Below are 19057 nucleotides of genomic sequence, written 5' to 3'. Positions count from 1 at the left end.
CAGCAACTACAGTGCCAAGGGATGAACCAGGAGAAAAAGCAGCACACCATGTCGTACGCGCCCTACTCCTGCTCGTGCGGGGCCGAGCTCCCCGACCAGGTGACGGCGGAGCTGCACGCGTCCGAGGCCAATCTCTGCACGGCCTGCTTCGGCACCACCGAGGAGGAGCCGTTCCCCGGCTGGCGGCGGCGCTGCCTGGCCTGCGCCGGGACCGGCCGCCGGGGGCCTCAGCTCGTGTGGGAGCTGGCGCACGTCGAGGCCGAGTCGGTCATCCCCGTCCGGGTCGTGCTGGCGCTGCTGCCGGGGCGGCCGTTCCGGCTGTCGGAGCTCGCCGACCTGGTGCGCGAACGCCTCAACCTGGCGCCGGGGCGGCTGCCGGTCGGGCCCCGCGTGCGGGACGTCCTGCTCCAGCTCCGGGAGGAGGGCGAGGTCGAGCTGATCTCGGCGCCCGACCAGCTCATGGACGACTCGGGAGCGGTCCTCTATGACGACCCGTATTGGGTGCGTACCGTCCGATAAGGTGCTTATCGTGCGTGATCATGGAGAGGACCCGCGCCCGTCGCGGGGCGCCGTCCGCGAGGTCCACCGGATCGACCGGGCCGCGTTCATGGAGTACTCGCCCGACCTCGACGGCATGGCCGACCCGGGCGAGGTCGTCTGGACGTGGGTCCCCTACGAGGAGGACCCGTCCCGGGGCAAGGACCGCCCGCTGCTGGTCGTCGGCCGCCACGGACGGCGGCTGCTCGGCATGATGCTCTCCAGCAAGGGCGGCGACGACCCGCGCGAATGGCTCCCGCTCGGCGTCTGGGGCGGCGACGCCCGGCCGTCCTTCCTCCGGCTCGACCGCGTCTTCGAGATGAACGAGGACGACATCCGCCGCGAGGGCGCCGTCCTCGACGCGATGCGCTTCGCCCGGGTCGCGGCGGTGCTGAAGAAGACGTGGGCCTGGGCGGCCGACGGCTGATCCGGCCTACTCGTAGGGCCGGGAGCGGCGGCTGGAGGAGACCCGGACCGCCACCGAGGCCATCGCCCGCTCCGCCGCCTCCAGGGACGCTCCCAGCGACGGCGGCGGCTCCACCGGGGCCGGCTTCTGCCTGCGGCGGTGGCGGCCCTCGGAGAAGGCGATCTTCTTCACGTGGAAGCCGCCGAAGATGAGGCTCACCCCGACCGCCACGACGAGCACGCCGGTCGCCATCGCCGCGACCGGGTCGACCCCGGCCGCCTGGCTCGTGGTGGCGCTGACGGCGTCGGGCCGTAACGCGAGGGTCACGTCGCCCGGCTCGACCGTGAGGTCCGGCTTGACCATGCGCGGCACTCCGTAGCCGACCACCTTGCTCTCGTCGCGGACCTTTCGCTTGAGCCATACCTTGTCGACGTTCGCCTCGATCGTATGGATCTTGCCGCCGTCGACCCTCTCGACGATGCCCACGTGATCGATGCCCTTGATGTCGTCGCCACCCGCCCAGTCGAAGAAGACCAGGGCTCCCGGCTCGGGGGTGTCCGTCCAGGCCTGGCGCTGTTCGAACCAGCGCGCGTGCGACGGCGTCCAGGCGAAGGACCCGACGTAGTCGGTGACTCCGGCCTTGTCCGCGGCCCAGGCGATGAACATGTCACACCAGGCGGCGTTGCGGTACTGCGGATCCTTGACGGTCTCGGCGTACCACGCGCCGTACTTGGTGTGCTGTCCCGGCTTCTCCCGGTATCCGAGCTCTCGGGTGACGACGGCTAAAAGGTCATTGGTGATCGTCTCAGGGGAACGTTCCACCCGTTTGTCCTCCATGCCCGCCCGATACTGGGGACTCTAGTTCGCAAATTCGGACTACGCCCACGATTCATCGGAAAGCGCCAGCAATACCCCCCAACCGTAACTGTGTGGATGATCTCCTCCCGTATGATCACCTTCAGTTCGTTTTGGGAGGGTCGTGAACCACCGTGTCCTGTTCGCGGCGGCCGGGATCGCCGTGGTGGGCGCGGTGACCTGGGGCTTCGCGCTGCCGTCCGAGGAGGTCCCGGAACCGGTGGCGCAGGTCGGGACCGTTCCGCCGCCGCCGTCGCCGTCTCCGGTGATCGCGCGGCCGTTCCTCCCGCCGCCCGCGCCGATCCCGCCGCCGCCGCCGACGAAGCCGAAGAAGCTCAAGGTGCCGGAGAAGGGCTCGGGGAAGTTCCGCACCGCCGGCGGCGAGGCCGAGCCCCGCGAGGGCAAGGGCCCGGTGATCACCTACATGGTGGAGGTCGAGAAGGGCCTCCCCTTCGATCTGGACGAGTTCGCGACGGCCGTCCACGAGATCCTCAACGACCCCCGGGGCTGGGGGCGGTTCGAGCGGGTGTCGAAGGGCCCGGCCCGGCTCCGGGTCGCGCTGTCCAGTCCCGGCACGACCAACCGCGAGTGCCTGCCGCTGCGCACCTTCGGCCAGCTCTCCTGCTGGAACGGCCACCGCGCGGTGATCAACGCCAGGAGATGGGCGTTCGGCGCGGACACGTACAAGGACCTGGACCTCTACCGGAAGTACGTGATCAGCCACGAGGTCGGCCACGGCCTGGGCCACGGCCACCGCGACTGCCCGGCCCGGGGCAGGCCCGCGCCGGTGATGGTCCAGCAGACGATCTCGCTGCGCGGCTGCAAGGCCAACCCGTGGCCCAAGCCCTGAACGTTTCAGCTCAGGTTGACGCACAGTTGAGAGGCGTCTGACACTGAGCCCTCCTGCGATCCGGACGATCGGGAGGACCACGGATGAAACGCGTCAGATTACTGCTGGTGGCGGTGCTCGCCCTCGCCCTGCTCGCGGCGCCGCCCGCCCTCGGGTCGGGCAAGGCCGACTGGGTGCACACCTGGACGGCGATGCCGCAGCTCACCGAGCCGCACAACCTGCCCCCGGCGCCGTTCACCCAGGAGAACCTGGTGATGCCCGACACGACGCTGCGGCAGACCGTCCGGGTCACCGAGGGCGGCCGGCAGCTCCGGCTGCGGTTCTCCAACGCGTTCGGCGGGGCCGCGCTGCCCATCACCAAGGTCGCGGTGGCGCTGCCGGCGGACGGCCGGGCGGGGGTCGCCGCGATCCGGCCGGGGTCGTCGCGGCCGGTGACCTTCCAGGGGCGGGCCTCGGTCACCGTGCCGATCGGCGCGCCGGCGATCTCCGACCCGCTGACCTTCCCGGTCGCCGACGGGACCAACCTCACGGTGACGCTGTACCTGGCCCAGGGCCAGGCCTCCACCGAGGTGACCTCGCATCCGGGGTCCCGGACGACCTCGCACCTCCTCGCCGGGGACCACGTCGCCGACACCGACCTGCCCGGGGCCACGCCCACCGACCACTGGTACTTCCTCAGCGGCGTCGAGACCACCTCCGACGCCAGGGCGGTCGTCGTGGTCGGCGACTCGCTGACCGACGGGCGCGGCTCCACCACCAACGGGAACGACCGCTGGCCCGACCTCCTCTTCGACCGGCTGCGCGACGTGCCGGTGCTCAACCAGGCGGCGGGCGGCAACCGGGTCCTCAACGACGGCCTCGGCCCCAACGTGCTGGCCCGGCTCGACCGCGACGTGCTCGCCACGACCGGCGTCGCGTGGCTGCTGGTCTTCGAGGGCGTGAACGACATCGGCACCGCCGAGGCGACCGAGGCGGCCCAGAACCAGGTCGCCGCCGACCTGATCGCCGCCTACGAGCAGATCGCCGTCCGGGCGCGGGCCCAGGACATCAGGGTGTACGGCGCCACGATCACCCCGTTCGGCGGGAACACCGGCTACGACGACCCGGCCGGTCTGCGCGAGGCCACCCGGCAGAGGGTGAACCACTGGATCAGGACGGGCGGCGGGTTCGACGCCGTCGTCGACCTCGACCGGGTGACCCGCGACCCGGCCGACCCGCGCCGGATGCTGCCCGCCTACGACACCGGCGACCACCTGCACTTCAACCCGGCCGGCTACCGGGCCATCGCCGACGCGGTCCCGGCCCGGCTGTTCCGCTAGGCCGACTCGCGCACGACCAGCTCGGGCTCGAAGATGACCGACTTCGGGCGCCGGGCCGGGTCTTCGATCTGGGCCAGCAGCAGCCTGGACATCTCGGCCGACATGTCCTCGACGGGGTGCCTTATGGTCGTCAGCGGCGGGCGGCAGGCCAGCGCGGCCGTGCTGTCGTCGAAGCCGACGACCTTGAGGTCGGCCGGGATGCGCAGGCCCCGCGCGGCGGCGACCTCCAGCGCGCCTTGGGCCATCAGGTCGTTGGCGACGAACAGGCCGTCGATGTTCGGGTGGTCGTCGAGCAGCCGGGCCATGGCCGTCTCGCCGCTCTCCTTGGTGAAGTTGCCGGCCACGCTCGGCACGTAGGCGTGGCCGTGGCGGGCCATCGCCTCGCGGAAGCCCGACTGGCGCTCCATCGAGGCGAGCACGTCGAGCGGGCCGGAGATGGTCGCGACCCGTTCGCAGCCGCGCGCGACCAGGTGGTCGGCGGCCATGCGCGCGCCGGCGCCGTGGGCGAGGTCGACGTAGGAGATGGGGATCGGCTGGTCGGGGCGGGCGAACAGGACGACGGGGGTGCCCGACTCGGCCAGCATCGCCGGGAGGGGGTCGTCGGCGTGGGTGGTGACCAGGATCGCGCCGTCGACGTGGCCCTCGCGGACGTAGTCGACGACCTGGGTCCGCGCGTCGGCGGCCTCAGCCAGCATCAGGACCAGGTGCACGCCGAGCGGCCGCAGGTGGCCGCTGATGCCCTCGACGACGCGGCCGAAGAAGGGGTCGGTGAAGACGCGGGCGAAGAACTGGCCCGCGCCGGAGACGATCAGCGCGATCGACCCGGTCTTCCCGGTGACCAGTTGCCGGGCGGCCCGGTTGGGGACGTACCCGACCTCGGCGATGGCCCGGCGGACCGCCTCCTGGATCGACGGGTCGACGTTGCGGATGCCGTTGATCACGCGCGATACCGTCGCCCGGGAGACCCCGGCGGCCCGTGCCACGTCCTCCAGCGTGGGTGAGGCCACCCGATCTTCCCTCATGACCGCCACTTTAGCGGAGAGCGCTCTCCATCAGAGGGGTAAGAGGCGGACGGCGTCCAGGGCGAGGGTGAGGTCGACGATGTCGCGCGGGCGCGACAGGGACCGGCCGGTGAGCTGCTCGATGCGGCGGATCCGGTTGATGATCGTGTTGCGGTGGCAGTAGAGCCGCCCGGCCGCGCGGGCCGCCGACCCCTCGCACTGGAGCCAGGTCTCCAGCGTCGTCAGCAGCACCTCCCGGTCGGCGCCCTCCAGGGCGAGCAGCGGGCCGAGCACTCCCCCGACCAGGTGGCCCGAGATCTCGGGCTGGCAGATGACCAGCACGGCGGGCAGCCGCTGGTCGAGGCGGGCGATCTCGGGGCCGCTGTCGACGCAGGTCCGCATCGCGAGTTCGGCCAGCCGGTGGGCGTCGCCGAGGTCGACCAGGCTCTCCACGACCGGGCTCACCCCGGCCACCCCGCTGACCACCAGGCGCAGGCCCTCGGTCAGGTCGTCGAGCGAGGCGTCGCCGAGGGCGACGACGCCGACCTCGTGGCCGGTGCGCATCCGCCACATCAGCCGCATCCGGCCGATCTTCTCCGGCAGGCGGGTGCTCTCGTGGTCGTGACGGATGGGGAAACGCACCGTCACCACCGCGAAGCGGGCCCGCTCGGGGAGGTCGAGCGCGGCCGAGGCGCCGTGCACCACCCCGGCGTCGGAGGTGCCGTCGAGCAGCGCGTCGAGCAGGGCGTTCACGCGTTCGTGGTTGCGCCTGAGCAGTTCCTGCTCCCTTCTGCGGTACATGTTCCCGGCCACCAGCGCCTGGCGGTCGATGGCGTGCCAGACGTGGGTGGGCACCCGGGCCAGCACGCCGATGCGGTCGGGCCGCTCCTTCTCCACGTAGTCGACGATCGCCGACCACATCACCTGGGCGGCCAGCCGGTACATGCGCATCAGGGAGTCGACCGGCAGCCCCTGCTCGGCGCGGCGGCGGGCCATCGACTCGGTGAAGGGGAGGTCGCGGCGTTCGTGCCGGGCCTGGAGGATCGAGGAGATGCCGATCCGGAGCCCTTCGAGGGTGCTCTGCCAGTGGTCGTCGGCGGGCACGAACGTGCAGTAGGCCTCGTCGCCGCCGCGCACCCGCGTCACCAGCTCGTCGGTCAGCTCCGGGAGCCGGTCCAGCATGGCCTCGGCCGCGCCGCGCAGCAGCTCACGGACCTCCGCGTCATGGTGGGACTGCGTGGGGGAGCGCATCTCCCCAACCTGCCACCCGCCTCCTTCCGGAACAAGGTTCGGTTTCGTTTCGTGACACGCCGTTGTGCGGTTGCACAACGGCGTCACGTCATGAGTGGGCAGGGGTCGCGACTTCACCGGGGCATCTGGACGACGGTGCACGCGCGGGGTTTGGTGTGCACCACCGACGCTCTTGGAGGAATCACGCATGGCCGATCTCGCTGTCAGCGATCTGGTGGTGGGCTACGGGCCGGTCCGGGCGCTGCGTGGGGTGTCCATGCGGGTGCCGTCCGGGTCGATCGTCGCCGTGCTCGGCGCGAACGGCGCGGGCAAGTCGACCCTGCTCCGGGCCATCTCCGGCACGCTGAGGTTCCACCGGGGCAGCTGCCAGGGCGCCGTGACGCTGGGCGACCAGCGGCTGACCGGGCTGGCCGCCGCCTCCGTGGTGGCGCGCGGGGTCGTCCAGGTGCCGGAGGGACGCCGGGTGTTCGCCCGGATGACGGTCGAGGAGAACCTGCGGGCGGGCGGCCTGGGACGGCCGCGCCGCGAGTACGCGAAGGCCCACGACCAGGTCGTCGAACTCTTCCCGGTGCTCGCCGACCGGGCCAGGCAGCGGGCCGGGCTGCTGTCGGGCGGCGAGCAGCAGATGCTCGCCATCGGGCGGGCGCTGATGGCCGGGCCGACGACGCTGCTGCTCGACGAACCCACCTTGGGGCTGGCGCCGCTGATGGCGGCCCGCATCACCGAGACGATCAAGGAGATCAACAGTTTGGGCACCTCGGTCCTGCTCGTGGAGCAGAACGTGGCGATGGCCCTGTCGCTGGCGTCGCACGCGTACGTCCTGGAGGTCGGCGAGGTGGTCCTCGAAGGGACCGCCGCCGAGCTCAGGGCGAGCGACGAGGTGCGCCGACGCTACCTCGGCATCGCCGACGCCGTGGAGGGCACGCTCCGGACGCGCACCCTCTCCAGGTGGTCGTGACATGACCGCTGCATACCAACCGGACGGTATGGAACCCCTCGAAGTCCGCGACGTGACCGTCAGGTTCGCCGGGCTCACCGCGCTCGACGCCGTCAGCTTCACCGTCGCGCCGGGGACCGTGCACGCCGTCATCGGGCCCAACGGGGCCGGGAAGTCGACCTGCTTCAACGTGCTGTCGGGCGTCTACAAGGCGACCTCCGGCTCGGTCAGGTTCGGCCAGGCCGAGCTCACCGCGCTGAAGCCGCACCGGATCGCGGCGCTCGGCGTCGCCCGGACGTTCCAGAACATCGCCCTGTCACCCCGGCTGCCGGTGCACGACAACCTGCTGCTGGGCCGCCACCGGCTCACCTCGTCGGGGTTCGTCTCGGCGGGGCTGCGGCTCCCGAACGCCCGGCGCGAGGCCGCCAGGCACGCGGCGAGGGTCGCCGAGATCGCCGAGTTCGTGGGGCTGACCGAACGGCTCGCGTCCCCGGTGGGGCTGCTGCCCTACGGCGTGCAGAAACGGGTCGAACTGGCCCGCGCGCTCTGCATGGAACCCCGGCTCCTGCTCCTCGACGAGCCGGTGGCCGGGATGAACAGCGGCGAACGCCAGGAGATGGCCGAGCTGATCCTGTCGGTGCGCGACAGCCTCGGCATCTCGATCCTGCTCGTCGAACACGACATGGGCATGGTCATGCGGCTGGCCGACCGGGTCACCGTGCTCGACTTCGGCAGGCGCATCGCCGACGGGACCCCCGCCGAGGTGCAGGCCGACCCCGCCGTCATCGGCGCCTACCTCGGGACGGAGGGCACGTGACCACGTTCGTGGAGCTGCTCGTCAACGGGATCTCCATCGGAGCCGTGTACGCGCTCATCGCGCTCGGCTTCGTGATCATCTTCAAGGCGACCGAGGTGGTGAACTTCGCGCACGCCTCGCTGCTCCTGGCGGGCGGCTATCTGGTGGCGCGGCTGTGGCCCGTCGTGGGCTTCTGGGCGGCGCTGCTGATCGGGATCGCGGCGGCGGCGCTGGTCGCCGCGGCCATCGAGTTCCTGGTGATCCGCCGGGCCAATGTGGCCTCGCACAGCGTGCTGGCGATCGTCACGATCGGCGTGGACATCGTGATCACGACCGAGCTGACCCGGCAGATCGGCACCGACGTGCTGGCCATGGGCGACCCGTGGGGCAGCCAGGTCGTCCGGTTCGGCGGGGTGACCCTCGCCGAGACCCGCATCGTGGCGCTGGTGACGGCCGCGCTGCTGATCACCGCGTTCCTGCTGGCGTTCAAGTACACCGGCTGGGGCGTCGCGATGCGCGCCGCCGCCGAGGACGCCGAGACGGCCGCGCTGATGGGCGTGCGGCTCGGCCGGGTGTCGATGAGCGCGTGGGCCGTCGCGGGCGCGCTGGCGGCGGTGGCCGCGCTGTTCCTGTGCGTCTTCCCGACGCCGGGCCTCGACCGGAGCACGTCGCTGGTGGCGCTGAAGGCGTTCCCGGCGGCGATCCTCGGCGGGCTCGACTCGACCACGGGGGCGCTGGTCGGCGGCCTGGTCATCGGCGTGACCGAGTCGATGATGAGCGGCTACCAGAACGACATGGCCTTCCTCGGCCGCGGCATCGGCGACGTGGCGCCGTTCCTGGTGATGCTCGTGATCCTGCTCATCCGGCCCGCCGGGCTGTTCGGGACGAAGGAGCTGGCGCGTGTATAGGTTTCTCGCCTGGACCGGCGTGGTGGTCGTGCTCGCCCTGGTGCCCTTCTACCTCGACGGCTTCTGGCTCCAGACCGGCCTGTTCGCGATGTCGGCGGCGATCGGGGCGATCGGCATCAACCTGCTCACCGGGGCGACCGGCCAGCTCTCGATGGGCCACGCGTTCTTCCTCGCGGTCGGGGCCTACGCCTACGTGTTCTTCTCCGCCGAGCCGACCGCCCGGCTGAGCGGGATGGGCCTGCCGACGGGGGTGGCCGCCGTGCTGGCGGTGCTGGTCGCCGGGGTCGCCGGAGGGCTGTTCAGCCCCATCGCCGGCCGCCTCAAGGGGGCCTACCTGGGCATCGCCACGTTCGCGCTGATCTTCGGGGGCCAGCACGTCCTGTTCAACGCCGAGCACCTCACCGGCGGCTTCAACGGCCGGGCGGTGCCGGAGCTGAACCTGTTCGGCCTCTCCTTCGGCGACACGCCGTCGCTGATCGTCCTCCAGGTGCCCTTCGGGACGCTGGAGCGCCTGTGGTTCCTCGGGCTGGTCCTGGTCGCGCTGGCGATGGTCTTCGCCCAGGGCGTGCTGAAGGGCCGTCCCGGGCGGGCCATGAACACCATCCGCGACCACGAGATCGCGGCCGGCGTGATGGGGGTGCCGGTCGCGCGCTACCGGGCCGGGGTCTTCGTCCTGTCCAGCATGTACGGGGGCCTCGCCGGCGTCCTGCTGGCACTGGTCTTCCAGCGGACCGTGCCGGAGTACTTCGGCGTGCTGCTGTCCCTCGACTACCTGGCCATGATCGTCATCGGCGGACTGGGGTCGGTCGGCGGCGCGGTCGTCGGCGCGATGTTCGTCTCCCTGCTCCCGCAACTGCTCACCAAGTACAGCGACTCGATCCCGCTGGTGGCCGCCCCGGGGACACCGGGGGGTGTCTCCCCCGCCGAGGCCGCCCGCATCCTCTACGGCGCGGCCGTCGTCACGGTCGTCCTCTTCCTGCCGGGCGGCCTTCTGGGGCTCTTCAGGAAGATCCGCCTCAGACCGCCGCGCCTGCGGCTGCCCCTCTCCTCCCCTTCCCCCTCACCAGAAACCAGGAGTCCGCATGTCCCGTAACAGGAAGGCCGCGGTCGTCGTCGCGGCCCTGGCGCTCGCCGCGTCGGCCTGCGCCAGCGACAAGGCCACCGGCGGGGCGGCCCCGGCCACCGCGACCGGCGGCGACGGGGTGAAGACCGGTCCCGGCGTGACCGAGACGACCATCACCCTGTCCCTCCTCACCGACCTGACCGGCCCCTACGCCTCGCTCGGCAAGAGCGTCACGCAGGCCCAGCAGATGTACTTCGAGCAGCTCAACGCCGCCGGCGGCATCTGCGGCCGGACCATCGAGACGGTGGTCCGCGACCACGGCTACGACGTCCAGAAGGCGATGGCCGCCTACGCGGAGGTCGCGCCCCGGACGGCGGCGATCCCGCAGTTCATCGGCTCCCCGATGGTGACGGCGCTCAAGGAGAAGATCACCGCCGACAAGATCCTGACGATCCCGAACGCCTGGGCGACGTCGCTGCTGGGCAGCGACGCGATCCAGGTGACCGGGACGACCTACGACGTCGACATGATCAACGGCGTCGACTTCCTGATGAAGGAGAAGGGCATCAAGTCGGGCGACAAGGTCGGCCACCTCTACTTCGAGGGCGACTACGGCGAGAGCGCCCTGAACGGGTCGAAGTTCGCCGCGGAGAAGAACGGCCTGACCCTGGTCGAGCAGAAGATCAAGGCCACCGACCAGGACATGACCGCGCAGGCGACGGCGTTCAAGAAGGCCGGCGTGAAGGCGATCCTGGTGTCGGTCGGGCCCCGCCAGGCGGCCTCGCTGGTCGGCGTGTCCCTCGCCTCCGGCCTCGACGTGCCGTTCGTGGGGAGCAACTCCGCGTACAGCCCGCTGCTCCTCGACACGCCCGCCGCGCCGGCCCTGCTCAAGGACTACTACGTGGTGACGGCCGGGGCGCCGATCTCCGCCCCGCTGCCGGTGTACGAGAAGCTCATCAAGGACTACGAGGCCAAGTTCGCCGGGCAGCCGCTCGACTCGGGCGTGGCGTCGGGGTACACGCAGGCCGTCATCATCGGCGACTCCCTCAAGGCCGCCTGCACCGCCAAGGACCTCTCGCGGGAGGGCATCATCAAGGCCCACCGCGCGCAGAACGCCTGGGAGGGCGGCTTCGGCGGGACGCCGATGGACTTCTCCGTGTACGACAAGCCGGCGTCGCTGTCGTCGTACATCGTGAAGCCGGACAAGGAGGCGATCGGCGGCGCGGTCATCTTCAAGGACCACGCGATCTCCGACCTGGCCAAGACCTACCAGGTCCCGCCGCCCGCGTAGATCAGGGGCCCGGCCGGGCGGGGTCGTCCCCGCCCGGCCGCGCCCATTCGAGGTGGTCGCGGACCGAGGACGGCAGGGGTGTGCCGGTGAGCTCGCGCCACCGGTCGCCGATCTCGGCCGGGTCGCGGCCGGTGAGCCCGGTGCAGCGCAGGATCCACTCGAGAGCGCGCTCCGGTGAGTTCTGGTCCTCGGCGAGCCGGACCAGCTGGCGGTAGGTGGCCGCCGACACGCGCCGGTCGCCGAGGGCGCCGTCGACGTCGAGCGAGGTGCGGTACCACGACTCGGCCTCGTCGAACCGGCCCCGCTCGTGGGCGACCCGGCCCAGGCCGTGGCGGCTGCTCGCCATCACCGGGCGGTAGTCGAGTTCCTCGCTGCCGGTCAGGGCGGTGCGGTACCAGGTCTCGGCCTCGTCCCAGCGTTCCCGCTCCTCGGCCACCCGGCCGAGCTGGTGCTGGACGGCGACCAGGGACGCGCTGACCGGGCGCTGCGGGAGCGCGCGCAGGAGGGCCTGGTAGGCCTCGCCGGCGTCGGTGAGGCGTCCGGCGGCGAGGTGGCGTTCGGCGTCCCCGGCGACCAGGAAGAACCACAGTTCGCCCGCCGGGCCGTCGACGGCGGGGGCGATGCCGCCGGCGAACTCCAGGGTGCGGCGGGCGCGGGCGGTCCACTCGCGGCCCTCCTCGTCGAGGTCGCCGGACCAGCGCGCGGTGAGGACGGCCGCGATCCGCAGGGCGCTGTGCCACTGGCGGGCGTCGAGGGCGGCGCCGAACAGCCCGGCCAGGCTGTCGTACTGGACGCGCAGGACCCGGGTCGCCATCTCGGTGTCGCCCTCGGTGAGCTGGTGGCGGAGCCGGTCGGCGAACCCGGCGGTGGCCTCCAGGAGCGAGAAGCGGGTCGCGGCGTACTGGCGCTCGAAGTCGCGCGGGTCCACGGCCCGCCAGCCGTCGGCCAGGAAAGGGCGCAGGGCCGGGTGGAGGTCGTACAGGCCCAGGGCCATGGCCAGCGCCGCGCCGGTGCTGAGGCCGGGGCCGGTGTCGGTGTCGACGTGGACCCGGGTGAGCAGACCGGCCGCGACGGCGCGGTCGAGGACCGCGCGCCAGGCGGGGGCGTCGAGGCCGAGGAGGGCGCCGGGGGCCGACCAGAAGTGGGACATCATGCCGAGGACGTCGGCGATCACCACCCCCGGGAACAGGGACGCCGCGCCCAGCCGCCGCCGGTCGTCCGGCGACAGCCGGGCGACGGTGGAGAGGGCGGCGGCGTCGAGAGGGGTCTTGCCGTCGTCGCGCAGGGCGGCCAGCAGGTCCTCGGGCTCGGTGTCCTCCAGCCGGGGCAGGATCAGCCGCAGGGCGAGGGGGTGCCCGTCCAGGGCCGTCATCAGGTCGTTGAACAGCCACCGCTGGCGGCGCGGCACGGCCGCCGGGCGGCCCCGGAGCAGGTCGTCGGCGTACCTGTTCGCCTCCTCGGCGGTCAGGCCGGGCACCTCGACGCGGGGCAGGCCGCCCATCTCGGAGGTGCGGGACACGAGCAGGACCGCGCTGCCCTCCGAGCCGGTCACCGCGCCGGTCACCGCGCCGGTCACCGCGCCGGTCACCGCGCCGACGACCTCGGGGGTGGCGTCGTCGAGGACGACGAGCAGCCGCCGCCCGGCCAGCAGCCCCCGCACCATCTCGCGGCGTTCGGCGCGGTCGGCGCGGGTGAACTCCCGGCCGAGGAAGGGGGCGCCGACGGCGGCGATCACCTCGTCGGGGCCGGAGCCGGGCCGGACGGTGTGCCAGAGCAGCTCGTCGGCTCCGCCGGTGGCGCGCCACCAGCGGGCGAACGCGCGGGCCAGCTCGGTCTTCCCGATTCCGGCCGGGCCGTGCAGGAGGGCGGCCCTGTGGTGGTGGACGACCTCCTCCAGCTCGTGGAAGAGGTCGTCGCGGCCCACGAAGCGGGTCGGGGCGGACTCGGGCGTGCCTCCGGCGAGGCCGGGGAACCACGTGTCGCGCCGGAGGTGGTGGACGGGGATCATCCAGTCGCTCAGCGGCAGCGGTCCCCGGGGGCTCGGGCGGTCGGGCCGGTCGGCCAGCCGGGCGCGTCCGGCGGCCACGGCGGCGGTGACGGTGTCCCCCGCGATGAGCCGCGTGTACAGGCAGGCCAGGAAGTCGGCCCCGGCCGTCGCGTCGATCCGGTGGGGCAGGGCCACCACCGACCCGGCTCCCACCTCGGGCAGAGCGGCGTCGGCGATCACCAGCGGCACGTCCGGCAGCGCCGCGACCAGGTGCGGGTCCGGGGGGCCGTCGAAGTGGACGACCTGGAAGTCCTCCGCCCGCGTCTCGCGGAGCCGCGCCACGGTGGCGGGCCGCAGGACGACGAGGTCGACGGCCTCGCCCAGCCGTTCCAGGAGCGGCCGGGCGATCATCGGGCGATCTCCCCCGGAGAGCACGACCAGCACCCGCAGCCGCTCCCCCGCCCCGGGCACGGGCTCGCCAGGGTCGGCGCCAGGGTCGGCGCCGGGCTCGCCGCGGACCACCGCGACGCCGTCGAGGGCCAGGAACCGCCCGCGCCCGGGATCGCGCAGGAGCTCCCACGGCAGGTCGGGGCAGTCCGCCGACGACCGGATCACCAGCTCGACGGGCTCCTCCCCGGCCCGCGCCGCCTCGTAGGCGGCGTGCCGGTCGGCCGGGCCGAAGACGGCCTCGAACAGGGCCTCGCCCCATTCGGCCAGGCGGGCGGCCTCGGCGAGGCCCCGGCTGGAGTCGAGGCCGTAGGGGGCGCGGAGGTAGTCCTCCAGGTACCACCGGAGGTCGGGCGGGTCGGGCGGGCAGGCGAAAACGGCGGGTTTCCCCGCGGGCCCCACCGTCAGAGTCGTCCGCCCGTCGCCATCGAGATCGATGTCGAGCAGCAACCGTTCAACCACCACGTCTCCCCGAATCCCCGCTGATCATCCCATGATCACCAGATGTCAGGGCGTCATGGCGCTGTCGGCGGCGGAATCAGCCGGCGAATTTCGCGGCCGTCTCCCGGGCCCAGCGGGCGGCCTCGCCGGCCTCCTCGGCGCTGACGACCGAGCCGGTCATCCGGGCGAGCCGGCTCACCTGGTCGGCGTAGCGGAGGTGCTCCGCGGCGGCGTGTTCCCGGCAGGGCAGGCAGGTCACGCTCTCGGGGCGGATCGAGGTCTGCGCGTAGGGCGCCTCGACGCCGCAGCCGGTCGTCACGACGGTCGGCTCGTCGGGCACCAGGCCGGTCGAGGCCACCAGCAGGTTGCGGTAGACCGCGCCCGCCTCCAGGACCTTCCGGTCAACGTGAATGTGACTCACAAGTGCCAGATTAAACCGCTTCCCACCGCGAGTCGGCGAACCGGAACACCCGCAGCTCCTCCACGGGATAGGGATCGTCCGGTGAGGTGGAGAGGGTGATGCCGGGGAGCAGGGTGCCGAGCTCCACGCCGCGCAGGTGCCGGGCGGCGGCCATCAGGCCCTCGCGGGACGGGCACTCCATCCGCTCCATCGTGGCGGCGAACGCGGCGGCGGACGTCCAGCCGAACATCACCTGGGAGCTCGACGGGTCGGCCTCCGGGACGTACTTGCCGACCGCGCCCAGGTAGGTCCTGACGGCCGGGTCGTCGGGCCAGGCGGCCGGGTCCTTGTAGAAGTTCGTGGTCAGCACGCCGCGCAGGGCCGCGGGGCCGACGGCGGCGATCAGCGAAGGGGTGTTGGCGACGCCGTTGAGCAGGTGGAGGGGGTTCCAGCCGGTCATCGCGGCGTCGGCGGCCAGGGCCTGGGCGGCGAACTTGGGCGTGCCGACGTTGAGGAAGACGCCCGCCCCCGACCCGGCCAGGTCGGCCATCTGGGCCTGGACGTCGGCGTCCATCACCTCGTAGCTGCGCCGCGCCACCACCTCGACGCCCGTCCCGGCGACGGCCTCCTCGAAGGCGGTGAGGAGTTCGTGGCCGAAGTCGTCGTTCTGGTAGAGCACCGCGACGGTGGCGTGGGGGCGGGTCCTGAGGAGGTGCTCGGCGTAGACGCGGGCCTCGGCCGCGTAGGTGGGCTGGAAGCCGATCGTCCACGGGTAGGAGGCGTCTCCCCAGTCCGACGCGCCGGAGGCGACGAAGAGCTGCGGCACGCCGCGCCGGTCGGCGTAGCCGCGCACGGCGGCGGTGGAGGGGGTGCCGAGCGTCTGGAACAGCGCGAAGACGCGGTCGGAGTCGACCAGCCGCCGGGCCTCCTCGACGGCGCGGGCGGGCTGGTAGCCGTCGTCGCGGACCAGGAACTCCACCTGGCGGCCGGCCACCCCGCCGCGCGCGTTGGCCCAGGCGAAATAGGCCGAGACGCCCTGCGCGACCGCCGCGTAGGCCGAGGCGGGGCCCGACAGCGGATAGATCCCGCCGACCACGACCCGGTCCGGCGACAGGCCGTCGGCCCGCTGCCCGGCGCACTCGGCCGGACTGCTCAGGACCACGTCGGCCGAGGTCAGGCGGCACGCCGACACCAGCAGCAGCGCCACGAGCGCCAGTCGTCTCACGGCCCGTCCTTCCTGAACAGCGCCGGCGCCCGACGGGCCAGGCCGGTCACGCCGCCCGGCGCGACGGCGAGCACGAGGATCAGCGCCAGCCCCGAGACCAGCCCGGGAGCGGGCAGGAACGTCACCACGACCGCCCCGACGACCGCGCCCGACACGGTGCCGAGACCGCCGATCACGATCCCGGCCAGCAGCGTGATCGACAGGTTCACCGTGAACGACTCGGGCGCCACGAACCCGGTCGTCCAGGTGAACAGGCACCCCGCCAGGCCGGCGTACATGGCCGACCCCGCGAACGCGTGGGCGCGCGTGGCGGCGGGCCGGATGCCGAGCAGCTCGGCCGCGCCGGGGTCGGCCCGCAGCGCCGCCAGCGACCGCCCGGCGCGTGAGCGCACCACCGACCGCATCACCGCGAACGCCGCCGCCGCGACGGCGAGGACCAGCAGGTAGACCCACTGGTCGTCGGCCAGGCCGGTGAAGGAGGGCGCGCCCGGGGTCCGCACCGGCAGCCCCATCGCGCCGCCGGGGGCGAACCGCCTGATCAGGGGCGGTACGGCCACCGCCACCGCGAACGTCACCACGGCCAGGTAGACCCCGCTCAGCCGGACCGCGGGCCGTCCGAAGGCGTGCCCGAGCCCGTAGGCGACCAGCCCGGCGACCGGCAGCGTCACCGGATAGGGCACGCCGAGCCACAGGAGGATCGCCGCCGCGTAGGCCCCGATCCCGAAGAACGCGCCGTGGCCCAGCGAGACCTGCCCGCCGTGCCCGGCCACCAGATCGAGCCCCAGCAGCGCCACGACGTACACCAGGACCAGCGTGACCTGGTAGAGGGGGTAGGGCGGCAGCACGAACGGCACCAGGACGGCCGCGGCGGCGGCCACGCCGAGCGTCGTGCGGGGATAGGGCCACGACCGCCGCCGGTCTCCGGCCAGCTCCCCCACGGCCGGGCGCCTATGCCCGGTGGGGTGCCCGGTGGGATGCCCGGTGACGGCGCTCATGCCCGCACCCGCGAGAAGGCGCTCAGCCGGACGGCCGGCACCACCAGCATGATCGCGAGCGGCACCACGACCCGCAGGTCGGCCCACAGGTAGGTGCCGGCCAGCGTCTCGGCCACCCCGATCAGCAGCCCGCCCGCGACCGCGCCCACGGGGTTGACGAACCCGCCGACCGCGGCGGCGGCCAGCGCCGACACGAGGACGCCGCCCATCATCCCCGGCTCCAGGAACACGACCGGCGCGATCAGCACGCCCGACACCGCGCCCGTCGCGGCGGCCAGGCCCCAGCCGAGGGCGTGCACCCGGCCGACCCTGATCCCCGACAGGCGGGCCGCGCGCGGGTCGGCCGCGACCGCGCGGAGCGTCAGGCCCGCCCCGCTGTGCCGGATGACCAGGTAGAGCAGCGCGAGCACGGCGGCCACCACGCCCAGCGGGCCGACGATCCCGAGTGGGCCGCCGGGGAAGGGGTTGGGGAAGGTGCGCAGGGCCGAGGACCAGATCTGCGCGGCCAGGGCGTGGACGAAGACGTACAGGCCGATGGTCATGATGAGCGCCGCGTCCCCGGCGTGCCGCATGACGAGCCGCTGGGCCAGCGCGCCCGCGCCGAACGCGACCGCGACGGTGAGCGGGAGCGCCACCCAGTAGGACAGCCCGGCGTCGACGAGCTGCCACGCGACGTAGGCCGACACCATGGCCAGCTCGCCCTGGGCGAAGTTGACGACGCCGGTGAAGCGGTGGACGAGCACGAGGGCCAGCGCCAGCGCGGCGTAGACCGCGCCGGTCCCGAACCCGTGGAAGACCTGGCCGATCACGCGACCAGCCGCCCGGCGTCGAGGGTGCGCACGCGGTGGGCGACCTGGGTGGCGGCGCGGGCGTTCTGCTCGGCGACGACGATCGTGCCGCCCTCGCGCCCGGCGATGGCCGCGAGGGTCTGGAACAGCCGCGCGGTCAGCCCCGGCGACAGCCCGCGCGAGGGCTCGTCGAGCAGCAGCACCCGGGGCCGTCCCATGAGCGCGCGCCCGATGGCGAGCATCCCCTGCTCGCCGCCGCTGAGGGTCCCGGCGGGCTGCCGGAGGTGGGCCTGGAGGACCGGGAAGTAGGTGAACACGCGCGCCAGGTCGTCGTCGACGCCCCGGCGCGGCCACGGACGCGCGAACGCCCCGGCCCGCAGGTTCTCCTCCACGGTCAGCGGGGCGAACACGCCGCGCTCCTCGGTGACGTGCCCGAGCCCCCGCCGGGCGATCTCCTCCGGCGCGAGCCCCAGCACCGGCACCCCGCCGACCCGCACCGCGCCCCGGGCGGCCACCAGCCCCGACAGGGCCCTGAGCAGGGTCGTCTTCCCGGCCCCGTTGGGCCCGAGGACGACGACGATCTCCCGCTCTGCCGCCACGAGGTCCACGCCGTGCAGCACCCGCGCCGCGCCGTAGCCGGCCCGCAGCCCGGCGACCTCCAGCCCGCTCACCGCGCCCCCAGGCAGGCCGCGATCACGGCCGGGTCGCGGCGCACCAGGTACGTCGGCCCGTCGGCGATCTTGTGGCCCACGTCCAGGCAGACGAGGCGTTCGCACAGGCCCAGCACGAACTCCATGTGGTGCTCGACCACCACGACCGTCATCCCGGTCGCCCGGTGCAGGTCGCGGATCAGGCCCGCCAGCGCCAGCGCCTCCTCCGGGCCCAGCCCGCCGGCCGGTTCGTCGAGCAGCAGCAACCGGGGCTCTGCGGCGACCGCGCGGGCGATCTCCACCCGTTTCAGCACCCCGTAGGGCAGCCCGTCGGCGGGGTGGTCGCCCAGGGGGAGCAGGCCGAACAGGTCGAGCACCTCGTCGGCGCGGGCGCGGAGCCGCCGTTCCCGCTCCCACGCGAACGCCGCCCGCCAGAACCCCCCGGCCCCGAACCGGTGCGCGCCGGTCATCACGTTCTCCCGCACCGACAGGCGGGGGAAGACGGCCGGGTGCTGGAAGGTCCGCGCGATGCCGCACGCCGCCACCCGGTGCGGCGGCAGGCCTAGCACGTCCTGACCAGCGACCAGGACCATCCCGTCGTCGGGGTCGCGGCGGCGCGTCACGCAGTCGAACAGGGTGCTCTTGCCGGCGCCGTTCGGGCCGATCAGGCCGACCAGTTCGCCCTGGCCGGCGACCAGGCCGACGGCGTCGAGCGCGGTGACGCCGCCGAACCGCACGGTCAGCCGCCCGATCTCCAGCATGCGCACCCTCTTCTCACTGAGCCCCCTACGGAGCGGTGCATGAGTCTTGGCAGCGGCGGCCCCGTCGCGCATCGGTGAAATCACCAGTCTCGGCCGGTCATCGAAAGTTTCACCGCAGGTGGAGACCGGTGTCAGAACAAATCGTGACA

At 73.2% G+C, this 19057-nt stretch carries 19 protein-coding genes; 9 read left to right on the top strand and 10 right to left on the bottom strand.

Translation table 11 applies throughout. The features are described 5' to 3' along the window. Positions 1-21: 21 nt before the first annotated feature. Positions 22-519 carry a hypothetical protein gene (locus AW270_RS01520; RefSeq protein ID WP_061289559.1) on the top strand — a complete coding sequence of 166 codons (498 nt, stop codon included), beginning with the start codon at positions 22-24 and terminating at the stop codon, positions 517-519. Between the two features lie 10 nt (positions 520-529). Further along, a complete protein-coding gene (locus AW270_RS01515; protein ID WP_061290142.1) occupies positions 530-964 on the top strand; it encodes a type II toxin-antitoxin system PemK/MazF family toxin in 435 nt (144 codons plus the stop codon). A 6-nt stretch (positions 965-970) separates the two neighbouring features. Here the strand turns inward: AW270_RS01515 and AW270_RS38350 are convergent, their stop codons facing one another. Next, complete coding sequence (locus AW270_RS38350) at positions 971-1765, bottom strand: CHAP domain-containing protein (RefSeq protein ID WP_245674523.1); 795 nt, start codon at positions 1763-1765, stop codon at positions 971-973. Between the two features lie 157 nt (positions 1766-1922). Here AW270_RS38350 and AW270_RS01505 point away from each other — a divergent pair, with 157 nt between their 5' ends. Beyond that, on the top strand, positions 1923-2648 hold the full coding sequence (locus AW270_RS01505) for a DUF3152 domain-containing protein (RefSeq protein WP_245674522.1): 726 nt from the start codon (positions 1923-1925) through the stop codon (positions 2646-2648). Between the two features lie 83 nt (positions 2649-2731). Further along, positions 2732-3967: an SGNH/GDSL hydrolase family protein gene (locus AW270_RS01500; protein ID WP_061289553.1), complete on the top strand. Its 1236-nt coding sequence runs from the start codon at positions 2732-2734 to the stop codon at positions 3965-3967. Here the strand turns inward: AW270_RS01500 and AW270_RS01495 are convergent. Together AW270_RS01495 and AW270_RS01490 are read right to left on the bottom strand one after the other, a co-directional pair. Further along, the gene (locus AW270_RS01495; RefSeq protein ID WP_061289550.1) at positions 3964-4989 is read right to left on the bottom strand and encodes a LacI family DNA-binding transcriptional regulator; all 1026 of its coding nucleotides are present in this window, start codon (positions 4987-4989) and stop codon (positions 3964-3966) included. The genes AW270_RS01500 and AW270_RS01495 overlap by 4 nt on opposite strands. 30 nt (positions 4990-5019) lie before the next feature. Then, the gene (locus AW270_RS01490; RefSeq protein ID WP_061289547.1) at positions 5020-6219 is read right to left on the bottom strand and encodes a PucR family transcriptional regulator; all 1200 of its coding nucleotides are present in this window, start codon (positions 6217-6219) and stop codon (positions 5020-5022) included. Positions 6220-6406: 187 nt separating this feature from the next. Here AW270_RS01490 and AW270_RS01485 point away from each other — a divergent pair, with 187 nt between their 5' ends. From AW270_RS01485 to AW270_RS01465, 5 genes are read left to right on the top strand one after another with little or no spacing between them, the layout of a single operon-like run. Continuing rightward, positions 6407-7177, top strand: a complete 771-nt coding sequence (locus AW270_RS01485; protein ID WP_061289544.1) for an ABC transporter ATP-binding protein — start codon at positions 6407-6409, stop codon at positions 7175-7177. A gap of 28 nt (positions 7178-7205) precedes the next feature. After that, entirely contained in the window at positions 7206-7973 is a 768-nt protein-coding gene (locus AW270_RS01480) for an ABC transporter ATP-binding protein (RefSeq protein ID WP_061289541.1), read from the top strand. After that, positions 7970-8860 carry a branched-chain amino acid ABC transporter permease gene (locus tag AW270_RS01475; protein ID WP_061289538.1) on the top strand — a complete coding sequence of 297 codons (891 nt, stop codon included), beginning with the start codon at positions 7970-7972 and terminating at the stop codon, positions 8858-8860. Before AW270_RS01480 ends, AW270_RS01475 begins: the two co-directional genes overlap by 4 nt. Further along, on the top strand, positions 8853-9953 hold the full coding sequence (locus AW270_RS01470; RefSeq protein WP_061289535.1) for a branched-chain amino acid ABC transporter permease: 1101 nt from the start codon (positions 8853-8855) through the stop codon (positions 9951-9953). Before AW270_RS01475 ends, AW270_RS01470 begins: the two co-directional genes overlap by 8 nt. Further along, complete coding sequence (locus AW270_RS01465; RefSeq protein WP_061289532.1) at positions 9943-11214, top strand: ABC transporter substrate-binding protein; 1272 nt, start codon at positions 9943-9945, stop codon at positions 11212-11214. The genes AW270_RS01470 and AW270_RS01465 overlap by 11 nt, the downstream gene beginning before the upstream one ends. A 1-nt stretch (position 11215) precedes the next feature. On the opposite strand, the gene AW270_RS01460 is transcribed toward AW270_RS01465, so the two are convergent. The 7 genes from AW270_RS01460 to AW270_RS01430 all read right to left on the bottom strand — a co-directional run bounded on the left by AW270_RS01460 (position 11216) and on the right by AW270_RS01430 (position 18908). After that, entirely contained in the window at positions 11216-14110 is a 2895-nt protein-coding gene (locus tag AW270_RS01460; RefSeq protein ID WP_157521607.1) for a tetratricopeptide repeat protein, read from the bottom strand. Positions 14111-14186: 76 nt separating this feature from the next. After that, positions 14187-14510, bottom strand: coding sequence for a hypothetical protein (locus AW270_RS01455; protein ID WP_245674521.1), 324 nt, complete (start codon positions 14508-14510; stop codon positions 14187-14189). 10 nt (positions 14511-14520) lie between these two features. After that, on the bottom strand, positions 14521-15714 hold the full coding sequence (locus AW270_RS01450) for an ABC transporter substrate-binding protein (RefSeq protein ID WP_061289523.1): 1194 nt from the start codon (positions 15712-15714) through the stop codon (positions 14521-14523). Then, entirely contained in the window at positions 15711-16709 is a 999-nt protein-coding gene (locus tag AW270_RS01445) for a branched-chain amino acid ABC transporter permease (protein WP_061289520.1), read from the bottom strand. Before AW270_RS01445 ends, AW270_RS01450 begins: the two co-directional genes overlap by 4 nt. Further along, on the bottom strand, positions 16706-17518 hold the full coding sequence (locus AW270_RS01440) for a branched-chain amino acid ABC transporter permease (protein WP_061289515.1): 813 nt from the start codon (positions 17516-17518) through the stop codon (positions 16706-16708). The genes AW270_RS01445 and AW270_RS01440 overlap by 4 nt, the downstream gene beginning before the upstream one ends. Beyond that, on the bottom strand, positions 17515-18168 hold the full coding sequence (locus AW270_RS01435) for an ABC transporter ATP-binding protein (protein WP_061289512.1): 654 nt from the start codon (positions 18166-18168) through the stop codon (positions 17515-17517). The genes AW270_RS01440 and AW270_RS01435 overlap by 4 nt, the downstream gene beginning before the upstream one ends. Continuing rightward, positions 18165-18908, bottom strand: a complete 744-nt coding sequence (locus AW270_RS01430; protein WP_061289509.1) for an ABC transporter ATP-binding protein — start codon at positions 18906-18908, stop codon at positions 18165-18167. The genes AW270_RS01435 and AW270_RS01430 overlap by 4 nt, the downstream gene beginning before the upstream one ends. Positions 18909-19057 lie beyond the last annotated feature (149 nt).

Source organism: Herbidospora cretacea (genome assembly GCF_001570605.1).
Taxonomy (GTDB): domain Bacteria; phylum Actinomycetota; class Actinomycetes; order Streptosporangiales; family Streptosporangiaceae; genus Herbidospora; species Herbidospora cretacea.
Note: the sequence above shows the minus strand (reverse complement) of the source record. Positions and strands in the feature narration are given on the sequence as shown.

Coding starts and splice junctions, on each gene's coding strand:
- AW270_RS01495 (WP_061289550.1), bottom strand. CDS start 4,989: ATGAGGGAAGATCGGGTGGCCTCACCCACGCTGGAGGACGTGGCACGG.
- AW270_RS01490 (WP_061289547.1), bottom strand. CDS start 6,219: ATGCGCTCCCCCACGCAGTCCCACCATGACGCGGAGGTCCGTGAGCTG.
- AW270_RS01485 (WP_061289544.1), top strand. CDS start 6,407: ATGGCCGATCTCGCTGTCAGCGATCTGGTGGTGGGCTACGGGCCGGTC.
- AW270_RS01480 (WP_061289541.1), top strand. CDS start 7,206: ATGGAACCCCTCGAAGTCCGCGACGTGACCGTCAGGTTCGCCGGGCTC.
- AW270_RS01430 (WP_061289509.1), bottom strand. CDS start 18,908: ATGCTGGAGATCGGGCGGCTGACCGTGCGGTTCGGCGGCGTCACCGCG.
- AW270_RS01445 (WP_061289520.1), bottom strand. CDS start 16,709: ATGAGCGCCGTCACCGGGCATCCCACCGGGCACCCCACCGGGCATAGG.
- AW270_RS01500 (WP_061289553.1), top strand. CDS start 2,732: ATGAAACGCGTCAGATTACTGCTGGTGGCGGTGCTCGCCCTCGCCCTG.
- AW270_RS01520 (WP_061289559.1), top strand. CDS start 22: ATGAACCAGGAGAAAAAGCAGCACACCATGTCGTACGCGCCCTACTCC.
- AW270_RS01465 (WP_061289532.1), top strand. CDS start 9,943: ATGTCCCGTAACAGGAAGGCCGCGGTCGTCGTCGCGGCCCTGGCGCTC.